The organism is Aquimarina sp. AU58, from assembly GCF_900312745.1.
Classification (GTDB): Bacteria; Bacteroidota; Bacteroidia; order Flavobacteriales; family Flavobacteriaceae; genus Aquimarina; species Aquimarina spinulae.
In genome coordinates, this window is record NZ_OMPD01000005.1 from 46,296 (window position 1) to 71,828 (window position 25,533).

Annotated in this window: 28 protein-coding genes; 24 read left to right on the forward strand and 4 right to left on the reverse strand. The window is 32.1% G+C overall.

From position 1 onward, the window contains the following. Nucleotides 1–38: 38 nt before the first annotated feature. From recG to DK441_RS01005, 7 genes are all read left to right on the forward strand, one after another. Nucleotides 39–2,141, forward strand: coding sequence for an ATP-dependent DNA helicase RecG (gene recG / locus DK441_RS00975; RefSeq protein ID WP_109097142.1), 2,103 nt, complete (start codon nt 39–41; stop codon nt 2,139–2,141). Nucleotides 2,142–2,262: 121 nt separating this feature from the next. Continuing rightward, entirely contained in the window at nt 2,263–2,790 is a 528-nt protein-coding gene (locus DK441_RS00980; protein WP_109097083.1) for a hypothetical protein, read from the forward strand. 145 nt (nt 2,791–2,935) lie between these two features. Further along, nucleotides 2,936–3,466 (forward strand): GNAT family N-acetyltransferase, encoded by a 531-nt coding sequence (locus DK441_RS00985; protein WP_109097084.1) that lies wholly within the window; start codon nt 2,936–2,938, stop codon nt 3,464–3,466. Between the two features lie 45 nt (nt 3,467–3,511). Further along, nucleotides 3,512–4,171: a LysE family translocator gene (locus tag DK441_RS00990; protein ID WP_109097085.1), complete on the forward strand. Its 660-nt coding sequence runs from the start codon at nt 3,512–3,514 to the stop codon at nt 4,169–4,171. Nucleotides 4,172–4,301: 130 nt separating this feature from the next. Beyond that, nucleotides 4,302–5,081 (forward strand): glycerophosphodiester phosphodiesterase family protein, encoded by a 780-nt coding sequence (locus DK441_RS00995; protein WP_109097086.1) that lies wholly within the window; start codon nt 4,302–4,304, stop codon nt 5,079–5,081. Nucleotides 5,082–5,142: 61 nt separating this feature from the next. Further along, nucleotides 5,143–6,168 (forward strand): alpha/beta hydrolase, encoded by a 1,026-nt coding sequence (locus DK441_RS01000; protein ID WP_109097087.1) that lies wholly within the window; start codon nt 5,143–5,145, stop codon nt 6,166–6,168. 19 nt (nt 6,169–6,187) lie between these two features. Further along, complete coding sequence (locus tag DK441_RS01005; protein WP_109097088.1) at nt 6,188–6,718, forward strand: alpha/beta hydrolase; 531 nt, start codon at nt 6,188–6,190, stop codon at nt 6,716–6,718. A gap of 62 nt (nt 6,719–6,780) precedes the next feature. Here DK441_RS01005 and DK441_RS01010 read toward each other — a convergent pair whose 3' ends face one another. Beyond that, the gene (locus tag DK441_RS01010) at nt 6,781–9,354 is read right to left on the reverse strand and encodes an endonuclease (protein WP_235015686.1); all 2,574 of its coding nucleotides are present in this window, start codon (nt 9,352–9,354) and stop codon (nt 6,781–6,783) included. Between the two features lie 443 nt (nt 9,355–9,797). Between DK441_RS01010 and DK441_RS01015 the strand changes: the two genes are divergently transcribed. From DK441_RS01015 to DK441_RS01035, 6 genes are all read left to right on the forward strand, one after another. Then, the gene (locus DK441_RS01015) at nt 9,798–9,983 is read left to right on the forward strand and encodes a hypothetical protein (RefSeq protein ID WP_025667826.1); all 186 of its coding nucleotides are present in this window, start codon (nt 9,798–9,800) and stop codon (nt 9,981–9,983) included. A gap of 149 nt (nt 9,984–10,132) precedes the next feature. Continuing rightward, nucleotides 10,133–10,309 (forward strand): hypothetical protein, encoded by a 177-nt coding sequence (locus DK441_RS26355; protein WP_160111903.1) that lies wholly within the window; start codon nt 10,133–10,135, stop codon nt 10,307–10,309. A gap of 184 nt (nt 10,310–10,493) precedes the next feature. After that, nucleotides 10,494–10,679, forward strand: a complete 186-nt coding sequence (locus DK441_RS01020) for a hypothetical protein (protein WP_024769611.1) — start codon at nt 10,494–10,496, stop codon at nt 10,677–10,679. 131 nt (nt 10,680–10,810) lie between these two features. Then, the gene (locus tag DK441_RS01025) at nt 10,811–10,999 is read left to right on the forward strand and encodes a hypothetical protein (RefSeq protein WP_074409930.1); all 189 of its coding nucleotides are present in this window, start codon (nt 10,811–10,813) and stop codon (nt 10,997–10,999) included. 183 nt (nt 11,000–11,182) lie between these two features. Beyond that, the gene (locus DK441_RS01030; protein ID WP_109097090.1) at nt 11,183–11,365 is read left to right on the forward strand and encodes a hypothetical protein; all 183 of its coding nucleotides are present in this window, start codon (nt 11,183–11,185) and stop codon (nt 11,363–11,365) included. A gap of 227 nt (nt 11,366–11,592) precedes the next feature. After that, the gene (locus DK441_RS01035) at nt 11,593–12,084 is read left to right on the forward strand and encodes a hypothetical protein (protein WP_074409931.1); all 492 of its coding nucleotides are present in this window, start codon (nt 11,593–11,595) and stop codon (nt 12,082–12,084) included. A gap of 211 nt (nt 12,085–12,295) precedes the next feature. On the opposite strand, the gene DK441_RS01040 is transcribed toward DK441_RS01035, so the two are convergent. Further along, nucleotides 12,296–13,033 (reverse strand): LytTR family DNA-binding domain-containing protein, encoded by a 738-nt coding sequence (locus tag DK441_RS01040; RefSeq protein ID WP_109097091.1) that lies wholly within the window; start codon nt 13,031–13,033, stop codon nt 12,296–12,298. After that, a complete protein-coding gene (locus DK441_RS01045; protein WP_160111905.1) occupies nt 13,030–14,016 on the reverse strand; it encodes a sensor histidine kinase in 987 nt (328 codons plus the stop codon). The genes DK441_RS01040 and DK441_RS01045 overlap by 4 nt, the downstream gene beginning before the upstream one ends. 188 nt (nt 14,017–14,204) lie before the next feature. On the opposite strand from DK441_RS01045, the gene DK441_RS01050 reads away from it, so the two are divergent. The 11 genes from DK441_RS01050 (at nt 14,205) to DK441_RS01105 (ending at nt 24,303) form a co-directional block, all read left to right on the forward strand. Next, a complete protein-coding gene (locus DK441_RS01050; RefSeq protein ID WP_109097093.1) occupies nt 14,205–15,446 on the forward strand; it encodes a S41 family peptidase in 1,242 nt (413 codons plus the stop codon). A gap of 80 nt (nt 15,447–15,526) precedes the next feature. Next, a complete protein-coding gene (locus DK441_RS01055; protein WP_109097094.1) occupies nt 15,527–16,939 on the forward strand; it encodes a GyrI-like domain-containing protein in 1,413 nt (470 codons plus the stop codon). Between the two features lie 201 nt (nt 16,940–17,140). After that, a complete protein-coding gene (locus DK441_RS01060; RefSeq protein ID WP_109097095.1) occupies nt 17,141–18,538 on the forward strand; it encodes a hypothetical protein in 1,398 nt (465 codons plus the stop codon). A gap of 352 nt (nt 18,539–18,890) precedes the next feature. Further along, nucleotides 18,891–19,382, forward strand: coding sequence for a DinB family protein (locus DK441_RS01065; protein ID WP_109097096.1), 492 nt, complete (start codon nt 18,891–18,893; stop codon nt 19,380–19,382). Nucleotides 19,383–19,535: 153 nt separating this feature from the next. Further along, on the forward strand, nt 19,536–20,375 hold the full coding sequence (locus DK441_RS01070) for an AraC family transcriptional regulator (protein ID WP_109097097.1): 840 nt from the start codon (nt 19,536–19,538) through the stop codon (nt 20,373–20,375). A gap of 132 nt (nt 20,376–20,507) precedes the next feature. Next, nucleotides 20,508–20,906 (forward strand): heme-binding protein, encoded by a 399-nt coding sequence (locus DK441_RS01075; protein ID WP_025667486.1) that lies wholly within the window; start codon nt 20,508–20,510, stop codon nt 20,904–20,906. 386 nt (nt 20,907–21,292) lie between these two features. Further along, on the forward strand, nt 21,293–22,081 hold the full coding sequence (locus DK441_RS01085) for an MBL fold metallo-hydrolase (protein ID WP_025667484.1): 789 nt from the start codon (nt 21,293–21,295) through the stop codon (nt 22,079–22,081). Nucleotides 22,082–22,102: 21 nt separating this feature from the next. Further along, nucleotides 22,103–22,525 (forward strand): hypothetical protein, encoded by a 423-nt coding sequence (locus DK441_RS01090; protein WP_109097098.1) that lies wholly within the window; start codon nt 22,103–22,105, stop codon nt 22,523–22,525. 97 nt (nt 22,526–22,622) lie between these two features. After that, nucleotides 22,623–23,150: a hypothetical protein gene (locus DK441_RS01095; RefSeq protein ID WP_109097099.1), complete on the forward strand. Its 528-nt coding sequence runs from the start codon at nt 22,623–22,625 to the stop codon at nt 23,148–23,150. Nucleotides 23,151–23,166: 16 nt separating this feature from the next. Next, on the forward strand, nt 23,167–23,715 hold the full coding sequence (locus DK441_RS01100) for a DUF1697 domain-containing protein (RefSeq protein ID WP_109097100.1): 549 nt from the start codon (nt 23,167–23,169) through the stop codon (nt 23,713–23,715). 147 nt (nt 23,716–23,862) lie between these two features. Next, nucleotides 23,863–24,303, forward strand: a complete 441-nt coding sequence (locus tag DK441_RS01105) for an SRPBCC family protein (RefSeq protein ID WP_109097101.1) — start codon at nt 23,863–23,865, stop codon at nt 24,301–24,303. 29 nt (nt 24,304–24,332) lie between these two features. On the opposite strand, the gene DK441_RS01110 is transcribed toward DK441_RS01105, so the two are convergent. Continuing rightward, nucleotides 24,333–25,517, reverse strand: a complete 1,185-nt coding sequence (locus DK441_RS01110; RefSeq protein ID WP_109097102.1) for an acetate/propionate family kinase — start codon at nt 25,515–25,517, stop codon at nt 24,333–24,335. Nucleotides 25,518–25,533: the final 16 nt, after the last annotated feature.

Consider the following 25,533-nt stretch of genomic DNA (forward strand, 5'->3'; position numbering starts at 1 on the left):
GATTGACAATATTTCTATAATATAGTATATTCGCTATGATGAATCCTAATATTTTACAAACTCCCATAGATTATCTAAAAGGTGTTGGCCCATCCCGTGCTACCTTACTTCGGTCAGAACTGGGGATTCATACATACCAGGATTTGGTTAACTTTTTCCCGAATCGATATCTTGATAAAACACAATACTATAAAATCAACCAATTGCAACGCAATTCGGCAGAGGTACAAATTATAGGCAAGATTGTTAATATTAAAACTGTAGAGCAAAAAAAAGGAAAGCGATTAGTTGCTAAATTTGTAGATGATACAGGTTCTATAGAGTTAGTTTGGTTTAGAGGACATAAGTGGATTCGTGAAAATTTAAAAATCAATACTCCTTATGTCATTTTTGGAAAAACCAAATACTATAATGGTTTTAGTATGCCACACCCCGATATGGAGCTATTGACAGAGCATCAAAAAAATCTAAGAACGGTAATGCAACCCATATATCCTTCTACCGAAAAGCTCTCTAATAAAGGTATCACCAACCGCGTGATGAGTAAAATGATGCAACAATTGTTTGTAGAGACCAAAGTACGTTTCTATGATACATTGTCTCAGGAAATTCTTGAGGATCTTAAACTTATTTCAAAAAGTGAAGCTGTTTTTAATATTCATTTTCCTAAAAGCCAGGAATTATTATCCAAAGCGCAATATCGGCTTAAATTTGAAGAGCTATTTTATATTCAGCTACAGCTGATCACTAAAAAACTAATTCGAAAACAAAAAATAAAAGGGTTTCCATTTACTGAAGTGGGTAAGCATTTTAATAATTTCTATAAAGACCACCTTCCTTTTGATCTTACCAATGCACAAAAACGGGTGATCAAAGAAATTAGAAATGATATTGGAAGTAGTGCTCAAATGAATCGTCTTTTGCAAGGAGATGTAGGATCGGGAAAAACAATTGTGGGATTGATGACCATGTTATTGGCTATTGATAATGGATTTCAAGCTTGTTTAATGGCTCCAACGGCAATCCTGGCAAATCAACATTATCAGGGGATTACTGCACTTACCAAAGATCTTGATATTAATGTAAAATTATTAATGGGTAGTTCTACAGCCAAAGAACGACGAAAAATCCACGAAGAACTAGAAGAAGGGTCATTACATATCCTAATTGGTACTCATGCTGTATTAGAAGATAAAGTGCAGTTTAAAAATCTGGGGTTAGCTATTATTGATGAGCAACATCGATTTGGAGTAGCACAACGTGCTAAGTTATGGCATAAAAACACTTATCCACCTCATATTCTGGTAATGACAGCAACTCCGATTCCCAGGACATTAGCGATGAGTTTATATGGTGATCTGGATATTTCGGTAATTGATGAACTTCCGCCAGGTCGTAAAGCTATTAAAACGGTACATCGATACGATAGTAACCGATTAAAAGTATTTAAATTCATTTCTGAAGAAATACAAAAAGGAAGACAAATTTATATTGTTTATCCATTGATACAGGAATCAGAAGCTATGGATTATAAAGATCTTATGGATGGGTATGAAAGTATAGCTCGCTCTTTTCCCCCTCCCGAGTATCAAATTTCTATTGTTCATGGTAAAATGAAACCTGCTGATAAAGATTATGAAATGGAACGCTTTGTAAAAGGGGAAACCCAAATTATGGTTGCTACTACTGTAATTGAAGTTGGCGTTAATGTACCAAATGCCAGTGTAATGATTATAGAGAGTGCAGAGCGTTTTGGGTTATCACAATTGCATCAGTTACGAGGACGTGTAGGTCGTGGAGCAGAACAAAGTTTTTGCATTCTTATGACCAGCTTCAAATTATCTGCAGACAGTAAGACCCGATTAGAAACTATGGTACGCACCAATGATGGTTTTGATATTGCCGAGGTAGATCTAAAATTACGAGGTCCTGGAGATATTATGGGCACCCAACAAAGTGGTGTGCTTAATCTTAAAATAGCAGATATCGTAAGAGATAATGATATCTTAAAAACAGCAAGGCATTATGCTATGAAAATCCTAAATGAAGACCCTTCTTTATCCTTAGAGAAAAATAAAGTATTACTGTACACCTATCAGCAACTCGCCAAACATAAGAATATATGGAATTACATTTCTTAATGTGTAATAAATACAATACTATCATGTTTAGCTAATTTATAATCTAAAATAAGCACTGTATTATAATACCTTTGAAATTTCTAAACAAAGTAGTTAAAAAACAAATAAAGACTTCTTAAAAATGCCATATCAACAGATACCAGAATACCCAGAAAATTATTCATCAGGTAACATAATTTCTAGACTTATAGATGGTCTTGGATATCGTTATTATTGGGCTACAGATAATCTTACAGATACCGATCTAAAATATAAGCCATCCGCCGAAGGGTTTAATACATATGAAACCATAGAACATATATATTGGCTTTCAATAATGATTACTAATACTGCGCAAAATTTACCTAGTATCAGACTTACTCCAAACGATCTATCTCCTCTAAATTTTGATATCTTAAGAAAAAAAACGCTGTACAATCTAAAGAAGGCAAGCGAATTATATGCAAAAAACACAAAAGACGATATAGATAACTATATGGTCGTTATACAAAGTGATGGGTATAAAGGAGAATTTCCTTTCTGGCATATGATCAATGGTCCAATATCTGATGCGCTCTACCACACAGGACAAATAGTATCGTTTAGGAGGACAACCGGCAATCCAATAGATCCAAAAGTTAATGTATTTACAGGAAAAGCAAGGAGTTAAATTTTGGTTAAGAAGAGATTTAAACGATTTTTTTACTCATATAGTCATATTTTTATCTCTTGTAATACTAAGTTTTTAGGTCTTTTAAAGCCTTTGGGTTACCTAAATTAATTTAATACTCTACTATAAAATTTTAGCATTAATTATGAGTAATGAAGAATATATTATAAAAGAAGCTGCTCCAGATGAGTTTGCAAAAGTTGGAGAACTAATGGTTGATGTATATTCACAGTTAGAAGGTTTTCCTTCTAAAAAGGAACAACCCAACTATTATAAAATGTTGGCTAATATCGGAAGTTTAACAGAGAACCCTAAAACGAAGTTGTTGGTTGCTATTTCTTCAAATAAAAAAATAGGAGGCGGTGTTGTTTATTTTGGTGACATGAAATATTATGGTTCTGGCGGTACGGCCACGACAGAAAAACATGCTTCTGGATTTAGGTTACTGGCAGTCGATCCAGCTACCAGAGGTAAAGGTCTAGGCAAACGTTTAACAAATGCTTGTATACAGATTGCAAAAAATGAAAAACAAAATCAAATGATAATTCATTCTACAAAAGCTATGCAGGTAGCATGGAAAATGTATGAAAACATGGGGTTTAAAAGATCAGAAGATTTAGACTTTATGCAAGGAGAACTTCCTGTTTTTGGTTTTAGATTAGTACTTCAAGAATAATGAATTTCATTGAAATAATTAGACATAATACACTACGCTACTACTATGATACTACCAGATTTTGAAAATATTGTATTTTTCTTGGCAGCTGCCTCTATATTAATTCTTATACCCGGCCCGTCTGTTCTTTATATTATGGCCAAAAGTGTCGAACAGGGATATAAGGCAGGTATCGTTTCAGTTTTAGGAATAGGTATTGGAAGCATGATTCATGTTGCTGCCGCTGCAATAGGGATTTCTTCTATATTGCTAACATCTTCTACTGCATTTTCGATTGTAAAGTATCTAGGAGCCATCTATCTTATTTATCTAGGTATCAAGAAATTATTAGAAAAAATACCTAGTAAGCAACCAGTAATTACAAATAAAGACAAGCGATTAGACAAAATTTTTTATGAAGGTATTATAGTGAATACTTTTAATCCTAAGACAGCAATATTCTTTTTTTCTTTTTTACCGCAATTCATAAATATTGATAAAGGAGGTAATGCCAGTCAAATATTATTTCTTGGTATTTTATTTACTGTTTTTGCAATATTGAGCGACACCTTATATGTTTTACTTTCTGTAAAAATATCAAAATGGTTTACTAACTCAAAAAAATACCTCAAAAGACAAAAAAACATTACAGGTTCTATTTACATAGCTCTTGGCCTAATAACATTGACTATTAATCAGCCTATAGAGCATTCTAATACAAAATAGCAGGTATTTTTATTATTATATAAATAGTCAAAAAATATATAATTTATTTGATGATTCGCTTTTTTGTAACTACACCTTAAAAACAAAGTCCTTTTACCGATAGTATAGTGCAAAATAATTAGTATTAGGTATGGAAATAGTATGTTACGGTTGTGGAAGAGGTGAAAATCCTGAAAATACAATTGAAGGAATACGCCATTGTCAATCAATAAATCCAGATTGGTGGGTAGAAATGGATATTCAGATTACTAAAGATCAAAAATTAGTGCTATTTCATGATTATCAAACAAAACGAATCACTGGGGTAAATAACAAAATTCACCTACTTACCTTAAAAGAAATACAACAACTAAATGCAGGGTATAATTTTAATGTTGAAAATGAATTTATATATCGTGAGAACCCAATACGAATTCCGACTGTAGAAGAGGTATTTCAAAAATTTCCAAAAGCCAAACTATTATTAGATCTTCATACAAACAACCTCTTGGCAGTTACTCGACTGATTACATTAATTAAAAAATATGCTATGGCTAATCAGATAATTATAGTTAGTCGATATGATGAAGTAATTTCTTCTTTCAAAAAGAAACGGCCCAAATGGAGGTATGGTGTACCTACCAAAGAAGCAAAAAAAATGATTTATAGTAGTTTCCTTTATTTAGATAAGCTCTTTCCTATTACATCAGATATATTAATGCTTCCTAAAAAAGCTGGTAAAGTGAATGTTTTAACAAAAAGAGTGGTTAAGCATGTTAAAAAACGAAACAAAACACTTTGGGCCTGGATGTATGAAGGAGAAATTGTAGAAACTGTAGATAATGAAATGGAGCTAAATGAAATGAAAGAGCTCGGAGTAAATGGTATATTTACAGGTTATCCTAAAAAATTAATGAATGAACTACAATAATTAACTTCAAACTTTAAAAAGATCCTATATAATCAATTGGCAAAATTATAATCATTCTATTATGAAAATACTAAAGACTATTACTCTATTATTAGGTGTTTTGATGTTATCCATATTTACCTTCTCTTTTGTAAATCAGAAACCAAAGAGTACTCCTCCTGGTAAAATAGTAGACATTGGTGGATATAATTTACACTATATCTCTAAAGGAAAAGGGGATTACACTGTTCTTTTTATACATGGAGCAAATGATGTAGCTCAACTATGGAGTCCAATACTTAATGAAGTAAGTAAATATACCAAAACAGTTGCGATAGACGAACTTGGTAGAGGGTGGAGCGATTGGGGGCATCATGATAAAACACGTAGACAACAAGCGTATGATTTTCATAAGCTATTAAAAACAGAAGAAATAGAAGGTCCATATATTTTAGTTGCACATTCATTAGGAGGCTTAATTGCGCAATCTTTTGTAAAGCAATTTAAGAATGAAGTAGCTGGAGTTGTATTTGTGGATGCTACACACCCTGATGAAGTTTTTAGATTCCCTGATGAAGAAGGAGTATTAAGGTTTAGAGCAGGGCATACTACAGCTAGAGATATAGAAGTACCAAAAATTCAAACAGGGAAAATAGACAAAAAGCAACATTTGGAAAAAGTAGAACGAGCAAAGAAAGTAACTGAATTTAAAAAGTATTTTTCTCCTTCAGAAGCCGTAATACTTCAAGAAGCATACAACAGACCACAATTTAGGCCAAAAGACATAACAACTGCTTATCCATATTTATTTGAAGAACTTCGCGAAATGTCTAATCATAAAAATATGTATACTTTTGGGAATATTCCGCTTATCATACTTAGTGCTCCTATAGACTATTCCTGGATAAGTGATGATACGTTCTCTAAAGGAGAATTATCCTCAAGGGAAAAATTAGTAGAATACTCTATTAAATTACAAAAAGATTTTTTGAATTATTCAACAGTAAGCAAACAGATTTCTATAAATTCAGGGCATTATATTCATTTAGAAAAACCCAATATTATTATAAAGTCAATTAAAGAAATTTTGGACTCTTTAAAAAAGTAAGCAGAAAACAAAACAACCAATGAAACCAAAACTAATCATTTTGTCTGACCTATGGGGAAAGAAAAAATCAGATTGGGTTGCTTATTATATCAAAGAGCTTCAAGATCATTTTGTGTTACAATATTATGACTGCTGTGAATTAGGAGCATTAGATACATCAATATACACCGAAGAAAATCTTCATAAACAATTTACTAACGGAGGAATTGATCGGGCAGTACAAAACTTGCTTACCCTAGAAAAAGGAAAAATACATATCCTTGCGTTTAGTGTTGGTGGGGTCATTGGTTGGAAATCGGCTATAAAAAACCAGAATATAGTATCACTATACGCGGTTTCATCAACAAGGTTACGATATGAAACAAATAAACCCAAAACAAAAATAAAGCTCTATTTTGGAGAGAATGATATCTATTCTCCAAAAAACGAATGGTATGCTCTAATGGGTATTAATGCCATTATAGAAAAAGAAAAAAAACATCAACTATACATCGAACCAGAATTTGCTATACAACTAAGCAATAGAATAAAAAATAGTATAAATCATTAAATAAAAAAAGCCTCACAATACTACAATACTGTAAGGCTTTAGTAATTACACTTGCAAAAAAATTATTTAATCATTATTTTTTCTGAAACACTTCGACTGCCATCAGATATTGTTATAAAATAAATACCCGATGTTATTCCCTCTAAAGAAATTTTGTTATCGTTTACTACTCCAGATTTTATTACACGACCTTGCATATTTGTCAATGTAAAACTACTGTCATGCTTATTTCTCAAGCTAATTTGAATATAAGTTGTAGCTGGATTAGGGTATACTTTGGCCAAGAACACTTTATCTTCCTGTTCTAATTTTCTATCAACTTTTATTGATGATGCTCCTTTAGCTCCCATGGTTGACCCTATATTTACAGTATAATCTTCTACTTCTCCATATCCAAAAGTTTCACAAGATGTTGGTACTCCGTTCCATTTCATAGCAACTCGCATTCGAGTATTTCCTAATGCTGCTGTAGATGGTATATCAAAATTATATGATAGGTTGCTTGTCTCTGATGTAGATGCACTAACTACTTTTTCAGTCCCTTCAAAAGTTCCGTTTTTATTAAAATCAATCCATACCGCCCAATGTTCTGTATAAGATGCACTTGCAAACCCAACACTTAATACAATAGTATTAGCTCCATAGTTAAGATTTGCTACCTGAGCGGTAAAATCTCCATAACCGCCATTAGCTAATGTGGTGTTAGAGATCCCTCCTATTCCCACATAGTCAATATATTCATACTTTACAGTATTTCCTTTTGACGCACAATAGGAAACTACAGTATCAAGAGTAGTAACGGTTACTGTATTACTAGATGCTGAAGCATTTCCTGCTGCATCAAATGCAGATATTTTAAATGAATAGTTCGTTCCTGCTGCCAAGCCAGATACATTATACGAAACTCCGGTAGTTGTCGTTAGTACTGCTCCATCTTGATAAATCGTATATCCTGTAACCCCAATATTATCGGTAGAGGCTGTCCAGGAAAGTTGTGTGCTATTTTCTGTGATATTAGCAACTGTTACATTGGTAGGGGTTGTAGGAGTTTCAGTATCTGAACCGGTATTACCACCTCCATTGAATGTATGCTTTCCCAGGCCATCAAAGGTATTTTGGGGATATGACTCCCACTCAGATGTGTTATATGTTGCAGATGGTGATGATACATCTGCTTTTCTTCTTAGAGTAGCATCCTTAGCAAAGTTAGACGATCCCCCATTAAAAGTTCCTATCACATCTATTAAAACCCCATCCTTAAATAAGCCTACGGGGTCATTACCATTAAAAGTCAATTCTGAAGCTCCCGAAACCAGATCTGCTTCATTTTTTATAGTATTCGAAGCCGAACTATTTGCAGCTACATAAACATCATTAGTAGCCAAAACACCAGAAAGGTTTAATCCTCCCGACCAGGATCCGGAGCCATTAGTTTGTCTTTTGATTGTATATCCTGAAAGGTTAACCGATGCGCCTGTATAATTTGCTATTTCTAAAGCCTTATTATTCGAAGATCCTTCTATATACTCCGAAAAAAACAATGCCGTAGCATCACCACCAGTTGAAGTATCTTGAGTGGTAACATTAATCGCAGTACTAGCTGCAGATATATTACCTGCTGCATCTTTCGCTTTTACAGAAAATGAATACGTAGTGTTAGCGGTTAATCCCGAAACGCTATAACTGTTTGTTGATGAAGAACTTAAAAATGCTCCATTTCTATATACATCATATCCTGTTACACCAACATTATCTGTTGATGCACTCCATGATAATACTGTAGATGTCTGAGTTGTATTTGTTGCTACGAGATTAGCAGGAATACTGGGTGCCTCCGTATCATTACCTCCTGTATCTCCAAACCTATCTTCGGCTTGGGGTCCTCCCCAAATCTGAGTAGCAAATGCAGGATTATCTATAAATGGGTTTCTGTTACCTTGTATATTTTCAAGAATTGGATTACGTTGTAATTCTAATGGCGAAACAGGATCCTCTGCATTCCATTCTAAAAATAATTGTAGCATATTGCTATCACCAGTTGCTGCTGCCCCTACTCCAACATTCTTTGGCAAACAACGATTATTATACCGTATATACATATACATCATCATACGTGCTACATCTCCTTTCCATTCATCACCAGGATACCAATGTCCTTGAGAAGTAGGTCCAGAATTACCAGATCCATCTGCAAACTTTCTATTTCCTCTTGATGAATTGCGCTGTACATCTGCAGGTCGTAAGTGATGTGCATCTGCTCCTGGCCCTTGTGTTCCCAGATTTGGGTTACCTAATGATTTTGGATATACGTGCTCCCTGTTCCAATCGGTAGATCCTCCCCCATTATTATTTACTCCTCGTGTTCTGTCTGTACTCGAATTTCCATCAGTATCACTATATCCATATACTAAAACAACTTTTGAAGGATCAGAAGGTTCTAAATCGGTCTGCTTTAATGCATCCCACACCCCTGGTGTATAACTAAGAAATGTGGTATGTGTATTTGTCACCTTATCACTTAATTCATTTTTTAAAGCAGTTCCTGATAAGCTTAGGTTCACATCATTGTAATATGATGGTATCTGGCTATACCCTATAACAGGTATAAACAGAAGTAAGAGTATTATTTTTTTCATGATGTTATAAGTTAGTTTATTAAGCATAATTATGCGATCTCGAATCTAAAATTATTTTGTTAAACTTACTATAGTAAAACGTTATCAAATAGTTACCTAGTATGTTGACAATCCACTATTTACACAAAAACATATATTCAAATCACTACAATTCAATCAATTACTATCCCTAACGATTGTTAATAAGTTATTTCTTACAAAAAACAAGAGTGTCATTTACAACAAATTTCTGTAAAAAAATACAAAATCATAAACATGATTTTTGCTCATAATATTACTAATAGTCAATACTCTTAGCATTTTCTGTTATAAAATTTTATTCTCTGAGTGACTTAATCCAAAGTTATAAACAAGACCAATACCTTACTTTTTTAGCGGTTTTTATGTAACTGACTTACAATATTTTAAATTAAATTTAAACCATAACTTAAATATAATACACGATGAAAAAAATCTTGAATGTTACAGGAGTTCAGAAGTTAAGTAAAGACCAGCAACAAAATATTAAAGGAGCATGGGGGCGTGCAACTTGCTGCCCTAGTGGAAGAGGATGCCTTATTAGCTTTGGAAATCAAAGTTTTTGTGAGCCTGGTCGTTGTGACCGTTGGGGGCGTTGTATCTTTTTCTAAGAAAATTCAAAACCATACAAAAGGCAAACTTTCTGGTTTGCCTTTTTTTGTACTACATTTTTAATTAAAAACAATGTTATTTAACGTTTTAAAAAACTGACTCACACTATTTTAAAGTATATTTAAATACTAACTTAAATATATATACAATGAAAACTATTTTAGAATTAACTGGTGTTCAAAAATTAAGTAAAGAACAACAACAGCAAATTAAAGGAACATGGGGACGTGCCACCTGCTGCGGACCTAGAAAATGTCGTATTCCTGGAACAAGTTTTTGTGATTATGGATATTGCCGATCTAACGGAAGTTGTATGTGGGCATAACCAAAATAACACTGTGTGAAAGTATTAAAAGATAATAGCGAATCTCTATGTTATTCTATTAAAAATAACCCAATTTATAAGTTGAAATTTATAAATATCAAGAATATGGAGTTGTATTTTACTACATGATCCAATATTTTTAATGGAGAAAATCTGAATTATTAACTTTTAAAACTTTCACACAATGAAAAACATTTTGGAATTAACCGGTGTTCAAAAACTATCTAAACAACAACAACAAAATATTAAAGGAGCATGGGGGCGTGCAACTTGCTGCCCTAGTGGAAGAGGATGTCTCATTAGCTTTGGAAATCAAAGTTTTTGTGAACCTGGTCGCTGTGACCGTTGGGGGCGTTGTATCTTTTTCTAAGAAAATTCAAAACCATACGTAAAGACAAACTTTTAGGTTTGTCATTTTTTTGATCATTACCAATTGGTTCTGGTAAAGCAGCATCATTGTACTCAAAATTGAATTATTAACTTTTTTAAATATTTTACAAAATGAAGAATATCTTAAATTTAACTGGAGTTCAAAAATTATCCAAAAAAGAGCAACAAGACATCAAAGGTTCCTGGGGTCGCAGAGTATATTGTGGCGGACCAAAAAGATGTTGTTTCCGTCTTCCTAATGGAGCAGAATTTTGCGATTATGGATATTGTCAATCCAATGGAAACTGTATTTGGGCATAACCAAAACAGTATTGGGTATCATCCCTAAAAGATGGTAGTGAATCTCCTATTATTACTCTTTTAAAACAGTTTTTTATAAGTTGAAATTTATAAATCTCAAGAATATGGTGTTGTATTTCACTACATGATCCAATATTTTTAATGGAGAAAATCTGAATTATTAACTTTTAAAACTTTCATACAATGAAAAACATTTTGGAATTAACTGGAGTTCAAAAACTATCCAAACAACAACAACGTAATATTAAAGGAGCTATGGCGAGCATATCGTGTTGTGGACGTAACAAATGTCGAATTAGTTATCCTGGAGGAAGTTTTTGTGAACCAGGTAGATGTAACACATGGGGACAATGTATTTTATATTAACAATATTTTAAATCTTAAAGTATTGGATAAAGGATGTGCTTAAAAAGCCATCCTTTTTTTATGGGTATGGTCAATCAATCGATAGTAAACAGATATTAGATATATACAAACTCTTTTAGAGTATAATATTATAGAAATACTCTAGATTTGTAAATAAACATACATGAGAGAGAGATATAAGGTATATCCTCTATTTAATTGTTGTATTTAATATTAGATAACGAAATATGAAATATCAAAAATTTCCTCAACACTATTATTACGTAGTTTTTCTTCTTCTATTTAATTCTGCTTTTGGTCAAAACTTAAAGCAAGAAAAAATGGAGCAATTAAACTTTATGATTGGAGAATGGATCGGTACAACAAAAGTTTATGAAAATGGAATTGTTTCGAAGCAAGGATCAGCCCATCAAAAAATTACTTATGACCTAGATAAGAGTATTTTAGTCATTGAATTGAATACTGAGTTCCTACAACTTCATACCATAATTTATTATGATGAAAAAGATAAAAAATATTATTACTACCCTTTTTCTAAAAAAGGGGTAAATAGATATCCTGCAGAGTATAAAGATGGACAACTCATTGTACAAAGCAATGAAAAAAACAGATTTATTTTCAGTAAAACTCCAGAGGGAGGCTTTCGAGAGTATGGAGAACAATTAATTAACGGGAAGTGGATAAAATATTTTGAAGACAACTTTAAAAATACACAGTAAATAAAATGCTAAGCACAACCATGTGAATAATTCATTACGTCATAAATTCCTTGTGTTTTTGTTATCTTTCCTTCTTGATCCTAAAAATTTTACCCATTTTTCCATAATGAAATCATACACAAAACCGCCAGACTGTCTCAGAACTTACTAAAAAAATATTTAGATTAGAAGAGTTAACTGCGGTCACGATAAATTTGATTATCCTTCAGGCTTATTTCTTAATAAACCTTTCCTTAAAATAATGAGAATAATTACTTCCCAATGGTAGCGTAATATCCCCTATTTGTATTCTATTAGCATCTATTTTATTAACGTGTTTTAAATTTACCAGGTAGCTTTTATGAATTCGGCAAAATTCAAACAAGGACAATTCTTTATCAATTTTAGAGATCGTATTTCTAATAATTTTTATTTCTCCGTCGGTAAGGAATAGTTTTAAATAATTACCATAAGATTGAATATACAGTAAAGATTCATAAGTAATCTTATGAATAGTCTTCCCCTCTTTTATACAAAAATAGGTCGGATTAGTATTAGCAGTATTAGTTTCAAAATTTTGAGAAGTTTCTTTTTTCTCTAACGTAATCATTTTTTTTGCCCGTTCTAAAGCTTTAACAAAACGAACAAATTTTATAGGCTTCAATAAATAATCTACCACCAAATCATAATTGTACGTTTCTATAGCGTAGTCAGAATAAGCCGTAACCATTATCACTTTTATATCCTCTTTTTGAAGAGTATCTAATAGCTCAATTCCAGAGATTTCTGGCATTTGTATATCCAAAAGAATAATATCTACCGGTTGCTTATTAATTTCGTTAAGTGCTTCTAAACCATTATAGCAGTTTCCTACTATTTTTACGTAATCTAGTTTATTACAATAACTTTCTAATAAATGATGAGCATAAGGCTCATCATCGATAATAAGTATAGTATAGGTAGCATTCATAACTTAATAATTAAATAAACGCGATAAGTTTCATTCTTTTCTTCGATAATTAGTTGATGTCTGTCTGGATAAATGAGTTGTAAACGCTTTATGGTATTTTTTTGTCCGATATTATTTTTAGAAACTTTTTGATTTTTAAACAGACTATTTTCTATAATTAACTCTAGCCTAAATTTGTCATAAGACAGCTTAATATTTATAAAACTAGGAAGTGAAGTATGTGTTCCGTGTTTAAATGCATTTTCAACAAAAGGCAAAAGAAGAAGCGGCGCTATAGAAGTTTTAATATCTGTTGTAGGTCGCTCAAACTTTACCGAACAATTATCTCGTAATCTCATCTTTTCCAATTCTATGAAAGCTTCTATAAGTTGAATTTCTTTACGAACCGGAATTCTCTGAACAGTTGAAAATTCTAAATGATATCTAAGTAATTCAGCTAAGTTAATTAGCATTTCAGTACTTTTCTCTGAATCGACCTGGTTAACACCGCAAATGTTATTGATAGTATTAAACAAAAAATGAGGGTTGAGCTGAGCTTTCAATACGTGAATTTCCATTTTCAGTTTGTCTACCTGAAGTTTTTGGAGTTCTAATTGACTTATAATACCTCTCTTTGCTATTCGAGACACCACAACAATAAAAGAAATGATAAACATATTTTGGATCCATTGTCTAATATCTACTTCGGCTCCTTCACCATATAAATAAGTGCAAAAATATGCAGCACAGTATCCTATAATTGCAGTAATTATAATGGCAACAATACCAAAATAGATATACTGTTTTTTAGGAAAAAAATAATCTTGAAAAAAGAACAAAAGATACGTTAGGATAATAGAAGGAATAATAATGGTAATTGTATCCAAAACCTTTTCTGTTATGTCAGTATTTTCTGAAGACCAAAAAGCAAGAATCACTAGTATAGCGAGTACCCAAATTAAAGAGTGATAATACCATCGCTTTTTTAGTATTTTTTCTACCATTTTCATCAAGTGTAAAGGTAAGGATTACTTTAGTTGCACTTCTTTTTTTGTGACCAACAAGGTTCATCACATTTTTAATAAACCACATCACGTATACACCTAAGCTTATCACAATTATTTTAATCTATCTTTTTTCACATCTAATTTTGAAGTACGATAACTATTTTTCTCAATAAAAAAATTAAAAAATGTCACGTAAAAAAAAATATATACTTCTTATTTTAAACCTGTTAATTAGTGTTACGTTATTAGGACAAACACCGTTTAAACAACTATCTCAATCTGAAAAATTAGACGATTTTAACTATTTATATAACGAACTTCAGGCTTCTTACCCTTATTTTGGAATCAATAAAAGAGTACATAATATCGATTGGCTTTCAAATAAAAGTAAGTATAGCCAACAAATAAAGGAGACAAAGAATAACAAAGAGTTTTTTAAAGTTCTTAATGAAGTCTTTAATGATTTAAACAACGGTCATACAGATGCTTACCCAACAATAATTTATAACTATTTTTATGATGCATATAAACAAGGAATGGCTCAAGATTCTATATATTCAGTTTATGTAAAAGAATTGGAAAAATCAGATGTTATTCGTTCTGCATATTGGAAAAAAATTAATCGCGAACTTTTCTTTCCAGAACGTAATAATAATGCTAATAAGAACAATGCTAACGAAACCAACATAGATACAGAAGCACCTCAAAATATTGAAATCGATTTTATAGATTCATTATCAACCGCAATTATCCATGTAAAATCATTTAGCTATGATTATGTAGACAAAGATGCTGATACATTAAAGCATTTTTTTAACAAAGCATATCATTATAAAAACCTAATAATAGATATACAAGGTAATGATGGTGGTAGTACAGAATATTGGATACAAAATATGATTCCCTATTTAATTGATGATACCATTACCTACCCTATAGTCTATGGTTTTAAGAATTGTGATAGGTTAAAAAAATTTAAACCAAACTATTTTGAAAATACTATCGCTTATGAAGAAATTGGATTACCCAATATGCCAAAAGAATTAAAAGATGGTAGTTATTTATTTAGAAGAGAACGTATAACAATAGACCCAGTTTCTGACAAAAGAAAATATTCGGGTAAAATTTATCTTTTGGTAGATGATAAAGTATTTTCTAGTTCAGAAGCTTTAGCATATTTTTGTAAGGCAACAAATTTTGCTACAGTTGCAGGAGAAAAAACAAGTGGAGATGGAGTTGGAACAGATCCATTACTATTAACGCTTCCCAATAGTGGTATTGTTATTAGATTTACCGGAGAAATGGGATTAAATCCTGATGGAAGTGCTAATGATGAAACCCAAACAGTTCCTGATGTAATCATAAAAGCTTTTAATGAGAAGGAAAGACGAAAAAAACTTCTTAATCATATCATGCATAAACAATAAAAATAGCTTACAACAATAGGTTATACAATAATGATAAACAAAGACCAAAGTGTTATAGCATTTGGAAAAATGAAACAAAAATGCCAACCGAAATAAACGAAACAAGACGAGAATATATCAAACGAATTAATTATGTGTTGGATTTCATAGAAAAGAATCTCGATACAAACTTATCACTCGAACGGCTATCCCAAAAAGCGCATTATTCATCGTATCATTTTCATAGAGTCTTTTCAACAATTATTGGTGAAAATTTAAATCAATATATTAATAGAAAACGAATAGAACGTATTGCTTCGATCCTGCTTGTCGACGCTAATAAACCTATAAAGGAACTTGCCTACAACTATGGCTTTAATAGCGAAAGCTCATTTTCAAGAGCATTTAAAAAGTATTACGGAGTTAGTCCTACCAGGTTTACAACCCAGGGAAAAAATATACTTAGCAAGATTGGTATAGAACCTTTTACAACCGAAAAATACATTTGTAGCATTGATAACATTAAAAAATGGATTGAAATGAATGCACAAATAACCGTAAAAGAACTACAAGAAATAAAACTTGCTGGCATAATGCATATTGGAGAGTTTGATAAAATTGGCAATATGTACCAAAGATTGATAGAATGGGGAAACAAAAAAGAAATGTTTCCTATCTCAGATTTTAACGCTATTACCATTTATCATGATAATCCAAACGTTACCCATACTTCTAAAGTAAGGTATAGTGCATGTGTAACAATTAATAGAGAATTTAAAGCCGAAGGAGAAATTAGACCTCTTGTGATCCAAAAAGGTAACTATGCTATTGGAAATTTTGAAATTGAAGCAAAAGATTTCCCAAAAGCATGGGAAAGTTTGTCTTTATGGGTACTAGATAACGATTATAGGTTTAGAGATGGGGATTATTTTGAAGTGTACCATAATGACCATAAAACGCATCCCAAACAAAAATTTATAGTAGATATATGTATTCCTATCGAAAAACATAGCAAAAATAACAAGACCCCAGACAAAAAGGATCTTTCTAATCACAACAAGCTAGTCAAGCATGATCAGGTACAATTAGATTATCACCAACTTATAGGATACATGAAAACGTTAAGGGCATTTTTTCATAAAGAATATGCTACGGTCTTTAAATTAGGAACCATTTATCAAGGTAATCCAGATTTTTCCTATTTTTCTTTAACTACCGAGGAGTTAAAAAAACAAAAATTGAAATTTGTGATCATCTTTAATCATAAAATAATGTGTTTTACAATATGCTTATCTGGTCAAAATAAAAGTATCCGAAAAAAGTATTGGGAGATGTTCAAAGACAGTAGCTGGAATACCTATCATCTAGCAGAATCAATTAATAACAGTCTTTCAATTATCGACCATGAAATAATAGAAAAGCCAAACTTTGATGATATACATATTTTAACAAAACAAATTGAAACTGAATCCTTAAAATTTATAAACGAAATCAGAGGGATTCTCGAAAGATAAAAACGACAGGCCACAATGTATACGATTAATTGCTCCGCTTCACAGGAAGTCAAACAAACAAGTATTATAAAGACAATCATTAGGAATAGCTAAAGAGAGATTACCGTATATGTACTTATATATTAAGGTACTTATACTAATGTAAGATTGATTTGGGGTTAGTATATTGGTTCATACAATAACCAATATTAAAACCAAACTATGACACAAAGCATCAATTCATCAAACATTACGCCTATTACGATTTCTAATAATCTATTTATGTGCGGTACAGACCAGTGGGCACCTAAAGGAGTTTGTTATCAACCTACAGATTTTGTGGATCCAATTTCAGACAATAATCTAACTGCAATTCAAGATTTATTGAAAACAACAACAACTTATGGGTTCACTAATATGAAAATAAATGCCATTCGTGTGTATCAAGTCGATCCGACAAAAGATCACACACAAGTAATGAATGCCTTGGCTGCCGCAGGAATTTATGTTTTAGTGGGAGCTGTGGACCACACCACGGTACATGACGGCCCTACAATTTATAATGCCAGGCTGAAAGCTGTTGCCGACGAATTCAGTAAATACCAGAATGTTCTTGGGTTTTCAATAGGAAACGAAACAATTGATCCTGGTACAAAAGGGCAAAATCCAGGCTATGATATTCCTAATAAAATTAGAGCTGGAGCCAAATACTTGAAAGCCTATATGGCAAAAAATAGCCCTCGTGTTATTCCTGTTACAGCGGCACTTCGTGATGATCCTGATTTCACTATACCAGCAGCTAAAGCATATATGTGTGGGGATTCATCCGAGCGTCTTGATTTCTTGGGTTACAATTGTGAGCGATGGGCCGGAGGAACACTTGCAGCAAAAGTTGGTGCTTACTATACTTTAACAAAAGCGTTTGAAGGCGCTAACCCTGTACCGATAACTTTTACAGAAATGGGTTCGAATCCCAGAGCTGTCTCTCCAAGAACCTGGGAACAAGTTGACTATTTGTATGGAGGTACGAAACTCACTCCGCAATCGGGATCAGGTTCGCCAATAAACATGGCAGATGTCGTTTCGGGTGGCTTTGCATTTAGATATTACGAGCGAAATGCAGGATGGGGAATGCTCACAACAAGCGGTGACGAAATTTCTGGTCACGGTGCAAATTCGATAATTACCGAATATTCTAAAATAACATCTTTTAGTAGTACAGGAAATACAATGGGAACCGCTCCTTGTGATAAAAATAACCCATATGTAAAAGGATCTGCTATTCCATCATCAGGATTACCAACGGCTGTAAAAATAACATTAACAAATTCTATTACAACGCCTCCTTCAGGAAGAAATATTAAATTTAATTATACTTCGAATTTGAATGCAGCTAATCCAACTTGGATAGAAGCGGTTGCGATTAAAGCCAATGGTCCAAAAACAACATTCACTTTTCCTAAAGGTACAAATGGAATTTCAATGATATATGAAGTTGATTCTAAATGGAATCAAGGCTGTCAATTAAAAGGACAAGCTTTACTTCAACTCGCAGATGGAGACACTATCGAAGGTAACTGGATGAGTCCGGATGGTAATGGAAATTGTACGATTAGCTAAAGTTTAATATCCACCCTTCAAAAATATAGTAAAGAATGTTACTCACAAACATAAACACCAGCATTAATGGTGTTTATGTTTTTTGAATTCTCAAAATGTATCCCTAATCATTTCTATGATTAATATTATCCATTCTTCCCTTGGTGTTTTTCATAAGATCAATTTTAATTTCGGTTGTATCACAAGTATTTCAATAATCAATTTGGGAACATAACTTTTGTGAATAGATTTGTTGATCTTCTAAACTATGTGATAACACAAGATTATAGTATTTTTGCTATAGAGAAAAGGGTTTAAAGATTAAAAGAACTAACTGTCGCAGCATTATTGAACAAAATCATTAAAGTAAAATATGAAATATACTCCCGAAGCTGGATTCCCATATTATTATGACCTTGTAAAGGATATGAATTATCGATCACTCTTTGCTTCGTCATCAACAATTACATTCCTAAATTCTATCAGTGAAGAAAAAGCTGTTTATCGCTATGCTCCTGCTAAATGGAGTATTAAACAAATTGTTGGGCATATAACTGATCATGAAAGAATAAAAATATTTCGAGCATTTTTAATGAGCAGGAATGAATCAATAGAATTATGGGGCTATGATCAAAATTTGTTAGTAAACAATAGTCGTTTTGAAGAACTAACCCTAAAACAATTAATAACCGACTTTGTTAATGTACGAAAGGCATCTGCTAGTTTTATTGAAACCTTGTCTGAAAATCAGTTACTAATAAAAGGGATGGCTCAACAATATGAAATTACTCTTGAAGACTTCTTAAAATCTATTATCGGTCATGAAAAACATCATATAAATAGTATTAAAGAAAGGTATATTTAATAAAGACCGTAACAACACCTTTCTATAATGTGAAAAAGCAAAACATAAAAAACGAAAGTATCTATTAAAAATAGCCTTATGAGATTCTAGAATCGCAAAAATCTTGTTACCCGAAAGAAGCTGAATTATACATTGACTTTGAAATACCATCATATGCCAATAGACAACATACCAGAATTATATATTAATACCCCTAAGCTTAAACCAGATCTTTTTGTTTATGATTTTAAAATGACCGAAGATACTATTAAAACTAAGGTCAATTTGAATATGCACATGTTTAGCTTTTTACAAGTTGGAAAGAAGCAAGTGCACTTTGCAGGAACATCAGTTACCGTAAATAAAGATCAATCGTTACTTCTTAAAAAAGGGAATTGGATTTGGACAGAATTATTAGACACAGATGCTATTTATTATTGTAAACTTTTATTTTTTTCTGAAAAAATACTCGAAGATTTTTTAGAAAAACACATTCAACACCAACAAATAATAAAGGAAGAAGTGCCATATTTCGCAATTAGGAATGATGCATATATAACTTCATATTTAAACTCATTATCAACAATTAGTGATGCACCAACAGTTTTTATAGAAAACCTACTTTCTGTAAAGTTCGAAGAAATTATGCTGTATCTTATTCATAAATACGGAAAAAAGTTTGAGTTATATCTAAAATCATTAATAGTTAAGGAAACCTCTCCCTTTAAAAAAATTGTAGAAAGTAAAATACATTCTAATTTAAAACTAGAGGAAATTGCATTTTTATGTAATATGAGTTTATCTACTTTCAAACGTCATTTTATTAATGAATATAAAGTGTCCCCCGGAAAATGGCTACAAGACAAGCGGCTTCAAAAAGCAAAAGAAACATTAGAACTAGGCAAACTAACACCATCAGACATATACCTGGATTTTGGGTATAATAATCTTTCAAACTTCAGCATAGCTTTCAAAAATAAATTTGGAGTTAGCCCCAAAGAGATTTCTAAATGATATTTTGTCTTTATGGTTTCATTTTTATACTTGACCTTTTTTCATAAGTTATTGAACCGTTTTAGTAATTGAGTAAGACTATCTGTCCTGTACATTTGCACTTAGATTATAACAAAAATAAAACATAAAATAATGAATATTACATTAGCACAAGCTGAAAAAATCATTTCAGTAGCAAAAGAAAAATCTATAGCAATAGATACAAAAATGAATATTGCAATTGTAGATGCAGGAGCAAACTTAGTAGCATTTGGGCGTATGGATGGAGCTTGGTTAGGTTCTTTAGATATATCAATTAAAAAAGCGAAAACAGCTCGTTATTTTGATATGAATACGGGAATCATTGGAGAATTATCTCAACCCGGAGGTGCTTTGTACAACATCGAACATTCTAATAATGGTCTAATTACTTTTCCTGGAGGTGTACCAATTAAAAATGCAGCAGGTGAAATTATTGGTGCTATTGGAGTAAGTGGTAGTTCTGTTGAGAATGACCATGCAGTTGCAGAAGCTGGAGCATCAGCAATCTAAAATTTAAAGTAGTATACTAAAAAGAGGAGAATTAGCATGCTAATTCTCCTCTCTTCTTTTTTAAAATAATATGAAACAATATATAGCCGAATTTATTGGCACATTTGCTTTAGTCTTTTGCGGTACAGGAGCAATAGCAGCAATGCAAGCCTGGAAAACACTTAACAAAACGAAATAAAAACATATCTATAGGATACTTCGTTATACCCATATCCTATTGTAACTTGGTTAAGTTGAATTCTGAATACTATTCTCATACATTGATTTGATCGACAAAAGAAAGCTTATTATCAACATCTTATAAAAATTAATTACTAAATTAGGTGTTTAACCACGCAATTAATGTATACAAGTATGTTACTACACAAGTCGAAAAAATGAAGCCTATGATTAAAATTCATCATTTAAACTGTGTTCAAATAGAATCGCCAATGGGGCCTGCAATCGGACATTGTTTACTCCTTGAGGGAATAAACAGATTGGTGCTAATTGATTCTGGGATCGGATTATCAGAAACCAAAGACCCTGAAAAAAAACTTGGAAAGGAATTGATAGAGATCACGGGGTTTAAATTTGACGAAAAACGTACTGCCATAACACAAATACAAAAGTTAGGATTTCGTCCCGAAAAAGTTAAAGATTGCATCATTTCTCATCTTGATCCTGATCACATTGGGGGGCTTGCCGATTTTCCTGATATGAAAATTCATATTGCTAAAGAAGAGTACGAAAGTTTTAAAAGTGGAAACGAAAGGTATCTTCCCCAACAATTAGCGCATAATCCAGAAATAAAATTGTACGAAAAAAGTAATAGCAAATGGTTTGGACTTCCTGCTCGAAAAGTTGATTTAGATTTTGAAACTGAAATTTACTTAATTCCATTGTTCGGCCATACACTTGGACATTGTGGAGTAACATTTAAGAAAAATGAAAAATGGATTTTTTATGTGGGAGATGCGTATTACCTAAGAGATGAAATATCTGATTTGAATCATCCCGTAGATGAATTAGCAAGGATAAGAGCAGTCGATGATGAAATGAGAAAAGAAAGTCTTGAAAAAATAAGGGAAATAGTGAAAAAGCACGGAAATGAAATTGAATATTTTGGCTATCATGACCCTACAGAATTTCAGGAAACTAAGGAAAACTTAGCAGATAACGACGTCTATTATTAATAAACACCATAAAGAGCAACTATGAATCCAATACTTAAAAATATTCTAGCTGTTATTGCTGGATGGTTAGGAGGTAGTATCATCAATATAGCCCTCATCAAAATTGGTCATAAATTAATTCCTATAAAAAGGATTGATCCCAATGATATGGATGCTCTTGCAGCCGTTATGCCATCTTTAGGATTCGAACATTTTATTTTTCCTTTTTTGGCTCATGCTCTGGGTACTCTGGCTGGTGCCACGATTGCTGGTTTAATAGCCGCAAGTCACAAAATGAAATTCTCATTAGGTATTGGTGGATTATTCTTATTAGGCGGAATCATGGTTAACTATATGCTACCCGGCCCTACCTGGTTTGCTGTTGCAGATATAGCTATCGCTTATATTCCTATGGCATGGATCGGTGGAAAAATAGCTATGAAGATATCAGAAAAAAAAATCTAACCTTTAGTCAATTTTTAATAAAAGTTATCTCTATATTTCTGTTGGTTAACTTCAGGAAATGATTAAAAATTAACTGCAACTAGTATCGTCATAGGCTATGAAAAAAACAATAATTATATTGACGCTTTTGTTTTGTGGATTAGAACTGATTTCAGCACAATCCAAAGAAATGGTCTTAGAGGATATAAGATCCGAATATAAGACGATAAGAAACAATATGACTTCTTATGTAAAAAAATCTCCGGAAATTGAATTAAATACAACAGAAGGAGGACTTGTAACTGCATATTTCGATAACAAAGATCTAAGGCTAATCGAAATCATTGAATTTGGAGAAACAGGAAAAAACATAGCTCAATATTATTTTAAAAACAGAAAATTATTTTTTGCATTTGACCAACAATATCACTACAACATACCTATCTACAATGAAGAATTTGATGCAAACAAAACTACAATAATTGAAGATCGATATTATTTTCACAAAGAGAAGCTCTTTCTTTGGCTAGATACTGATAAAAACAAAGTTGATTTGACTTTAAAAGCAAATAAGATGATGGGGAAAAAGTTTGTTGATTACACCAAAAAATTAAAACACGAATTAAAAAAAGAGCAAAAACACTAACATAAAATTCGAATAAATGAATAGATATGTTGCTTTTCTACGAGGAATTAATGTAAGTGGTCATCACAAAGTTCCTATGGCCGACCTTCGTAAAGAAATGGAAAAACTGAATTTCGAAAAAGTGATTACAATTCTTAACTCGGGAAATATAATATTTGACTCGGCAAAAGATGATGTGAAGAATCTTGAAAAAATGGTTTCTGATCATATAGAAAAAACCTTTGGTTTTCCTATCCCGACTATCATAAGAAAATCTGAAACGATATATCATTTATTAGATAAAGATCCTTTTAAAGATATACTATTAGCGAAAGACATTCGATTGTATGTTTCATTCCTGAAGGAAGATGTTAAAACCGATTTGCTGTTACCATGGACAAATGATAATAATGCTTTCAAAATTATTGATAAGATCGACAAAACAATAATAAGTGTCTTAGATCTTTCGGTAACCAAGACACCAAAAGGAATGGAAGCCCTGGAACGATATTTTGGTAAGCAGATCACAACCCGTAACTGGAATACTATCAAACGAATAGAAAAAAAACTTGAAATTAATTCTTAAGTCACGAATAAAGAGTAATATTAATTATCTTGTTACGGTTTAAAACTAAATTGATATGAAATGAGCCATAACAATTGAGTTGATACCAATCTAGATGTTCAATGGTGTAATTCCATCTGACATTTAAAAAACAATAAAAAAGAACAGATGAAACATAAAGGTTATATCGAGATTGATCAATCTTTACATAAAGTGGCTGAGCTTTTTGCAAATCCAGATAATCTTAAAGAGTATCAGGATGGTTTTATTAGAAAAGAGTTGATTAGTGGAGAAAACGGTAAAGTTGGCGCTGTTTCTAAAATGTATTACAAACACGGAAAACATGATATGGAGTTGACTGAAACAATAACCAAAAATGAACTTCCGCATTCATTTGAAGCCAGTTATCATCATAAACATATGGACAATACCATGAAATGTAATTTTATTGCCTTAGGCGATAAAAAAACAAAATATGAATTCGAATATGAATACACTCGTATAAACTGGGTTATGCCAAAATTGATGGCTATTTTATTTCCGAGTATGTATCGAAAACCAGCAGAAAAATGGCTTAAACAATTTAAAGAGTTTGCTGAACGACAATAATCACTATAATTTTCTTTTTTATACTGCTCTTATGCTAATAATTCGAAAGATTGTTTGGCAATCTCTAATTCTTCATTAGTAGGAATAACTAATATTTTTACTTCTGAAGAGGGTAAACTTATATCTCTTATTTCTTTAGATCGAATATTGTTTTTTTCTTCATCTAATCGAATGCCAAAAAACTCTTGATCTTTACATACCAAATTTCTAATCAAAGCAGAGTTCTCTCCTATTCCGGCAGTAAATACAATAGCATCCAAGCCGTTCATAACCGAAGCATATGCTCCTATAAATTTTTTGATACGATATGTATTCATTTGCAGCGCTAACTGGCAATCTTTATTGCCGTTTTCTGCTTCAGATTCAATATCCCGCAAATCGCTATATCCTGTTAACCCCAACATTCCACTTTCTTTTTGTAAAAGATCATTTACTTCTTTTAATGAATATCCTAAGGAATTAACCATATAAAAGATGACTGCAGGATCAATATCTCCGGATCGTGTTCCCATAATCAATCCATTCATCGGTGCAAATCCCAAAGTATGATCTATACTTTTACCGTCGCGAACCGCAGTCATACTACATCCATTTCCTAAGTGAATTGTAATAATCTTAGATTTTTCTTTCCTTAAAAATTCGATTGCTTTTTCTGAAACGTATTTATGGCTGGTGCCATGAAACCCATATACTCTAATATTATGCTCATCTAAAAATTTATTCGGAATAGCATATTTATAAGCTTCTACAGGAATAGTTTGATGAAAAGCTGTATCAAACACGGCTACTTGTTGTGCGTTAGAAAAAATCTCTTCGGCAACCAAAATTCCTTCCAGGTTTGCAGGGTTATGTAATGGTGCCAATGCAGAAAGTTTCTTAATTTTTTGTTTTACCTCTTCAGTGATTCCAACTGTTTCTGCAAAAGTGCTTCCCCCATGAACTACTCTATGACCAACAGTATGAATTTCTGATGCCGATCGGATCACTCCTACTTTATCATCCATCAAATAGCTGGCTATTAATTGTAGCCCATCTTTGTGAGTATTAACAGTCACAGTTTTTTCAATGTCATGTATCTCGGATGTATAAGAAATTTTAGCATTTTCTAAACCAATACGTTCTACTAACCCAGAACAAACTACTTTTGCATCGGGCATAGTAAATAGTTGAAATTTTATAGACGAACTTCCAGAATTTAGTACAAGTATTTGCATATTCTTTTAATAATTA

Coding starts and splice junctions, on each gene's coding strand:
- recG (WP_109097142.1), top strand. CDS start 39: ATGAATCCTAATATTTTACAAACTCCCATAGATTATCTAAAAGGTGTT.
- DK441_RS00980 (WP_109097083.1), top strand. CDS start 2,263: ATGCCATATCAACAGATACCAGAATACCCAGAAAATTATTCATCAGGT.
- DK441_RS00985 (WP_109097084.1), top strand. CDS start 2,936: ATGAGTAATGAAGAATATATTATAAAAGAAGCTGCTCCAGATGAGTTT.
- DK441_RS00990 (WP_109097085.1), top strand. CDS start 3,512: ATGATACTACCAGATTTTGAAAATATTGTATTTTTCTTGGCAGCTGCC.
- DK441_RS00995 (WP_109097086.1), top strand. CDS start 4,302: ATGGAAATAGTATGTTACGGTTGTGGAAGAGGTGAAAATCCTGAAAAT.
- DK441_RS01000 (WP_109097087.1), top strand. CDS start 5,143: ATGAAAATACTAAAGACTATTACTCTATTATTAGGTGTTTTGATGTTA.
- DK441_RS01005 (WP_109097088.1), top strand. CDS start 6,188: ATGAAACCAAAACTAATCATTTTGTCTGACCTATGGGGAAAGAAAAAA.
- DK441_RS01010 (WP_235015686.1), bottom strand. CDS start 9,354: ATGAAAAAAATAATACTCTTACTTCTGTTTATACCTGTTATAGGGTAT.
- DK441_RS01015 (WP_025667826.1), top strand. CDS start 9,798: ATGAAAAAAATCTTGAATGTTACAGGAGTTCAGAAGTTAAGTAAAGAC.
- DK441_RS26355 (WP_160111903.1), top strand. CDS start 10,133: ATGAAAACTATTTTAGAATTAACTGGTGTTCAAAAATTAAGTAAAGAA.
- DK441_RS01020 (WP_024769611.1), top strand. CDS start 10,494: ATGAAAAACATTTTGGAATTAACCGGTGTTCAAAAACTATCTAAACAA.
- DK441_RS01025 (WP_074409930.1), top strand. CDS start 10,811: ATGAAGAATATCTTAAATTTAACTGGAGTTCAAAAATTATCCAAAAAA.
- DK441_RS01030 (WP_109097090.1), top strand. CDS start 11,183: ATGAAAAACATTTTGGAATTAACTGGAGTTCAAAAACTATCCAAACAA.
- DK441_RS01035 (WP_074409931.1), top strand. CDS start 11,593: ATGAAATATCAAAAATTTCCTCAACACTATTATTACGTAGTTTTTCTT.
- DK441_RS01040 (WP_109097091.1), bottom strand. CDS start 13,033: ATGAATGCTACCTATACTATACTTATTATCGATGATGAGCCTTATGCT.
- DK441_RS01045 (WP_160111905.1), bottom strand. CDS start 14,016: ATGGTAGAAAAAATACTAAAAAAGCGATGGTATTATCACTCTTTAATT.
- DK441_RS01050 (WP_109097093.1), top strand. CDS start 14,205: ATGTCACGTAAAAAAAAATATATACTTCTTATTTTAAACCTGTTAATT.
- DK441_RS01055 (WP_109097094.1), top strand. CDS start 15,527: ATGCCAACCGAAATAAACGAAACAAGACGAGAATATATCAAACGAATT.
- DK441_RS01060 (WP_109097095.1), top strand. CDS start 17,141: ATGACACAAAGCATCAATTCATCAAACATTACGCCTATTACGATTTCT.
- DK441_RS01065 (WP_109097096.1), top strand. CDS start 18,891: ATGAAATATACTCCCGAAGCTGGATTCCCATATTATTATGACCTTGTA.
- DK441_RS01070 (WP_109097097.1), top strand. CDS start 19,536: ATGCCAATAGACAACATACCAGAATTATATATTAATACCCCTAAGCTT.
- DK441_RS01075 (WP_025667486.1), top strand. CDS start 20,508: ATGAATATTACATTAGCACAAGCTGAAAAAATCATTTCAGTAGCAAAA.
- DK441_RS01085 (WP_025667484.1), top strand. CDS start 21,293: ATGATTAAAATTCATCATTTAAACTGTGTTCAAATAGAATCGCCAATG.
- DK441_RS01090 (WP_109097098.1), top strand. CDS start 22,103: ATGAATCCAATACTTAAAAATATTCTAGCTGTTATTGCTGGATGGTTA.
- DK441_RS01095 (WP_109097099.1), top strand. CDS start 22,623: ATGAAAAAAACAATAATTATATTGACGCTTTTGTTTTGTGGATTAGAA.
- DK441_RS01100 (WP_109097100.1), top strand. CDS start 23,167: ATGAATAGATATGTTGCTTTTCTACGAGGAATTAATGTAAGTGGTCAT.
- DK441_RS01105 (WP_109097101.1), top strand. CDS start 23,863: ATGAAACATAAAGGTTATATCGAGATTGATCAATCTTTACATAAAGTG.
- DK441_RS01110 (WP_109097102.1), bottom strand. CDS start 25,517: ATGCAAATACTTGTACTAAATTCTGGAAGTTCGTCTATAAAATTTCAA.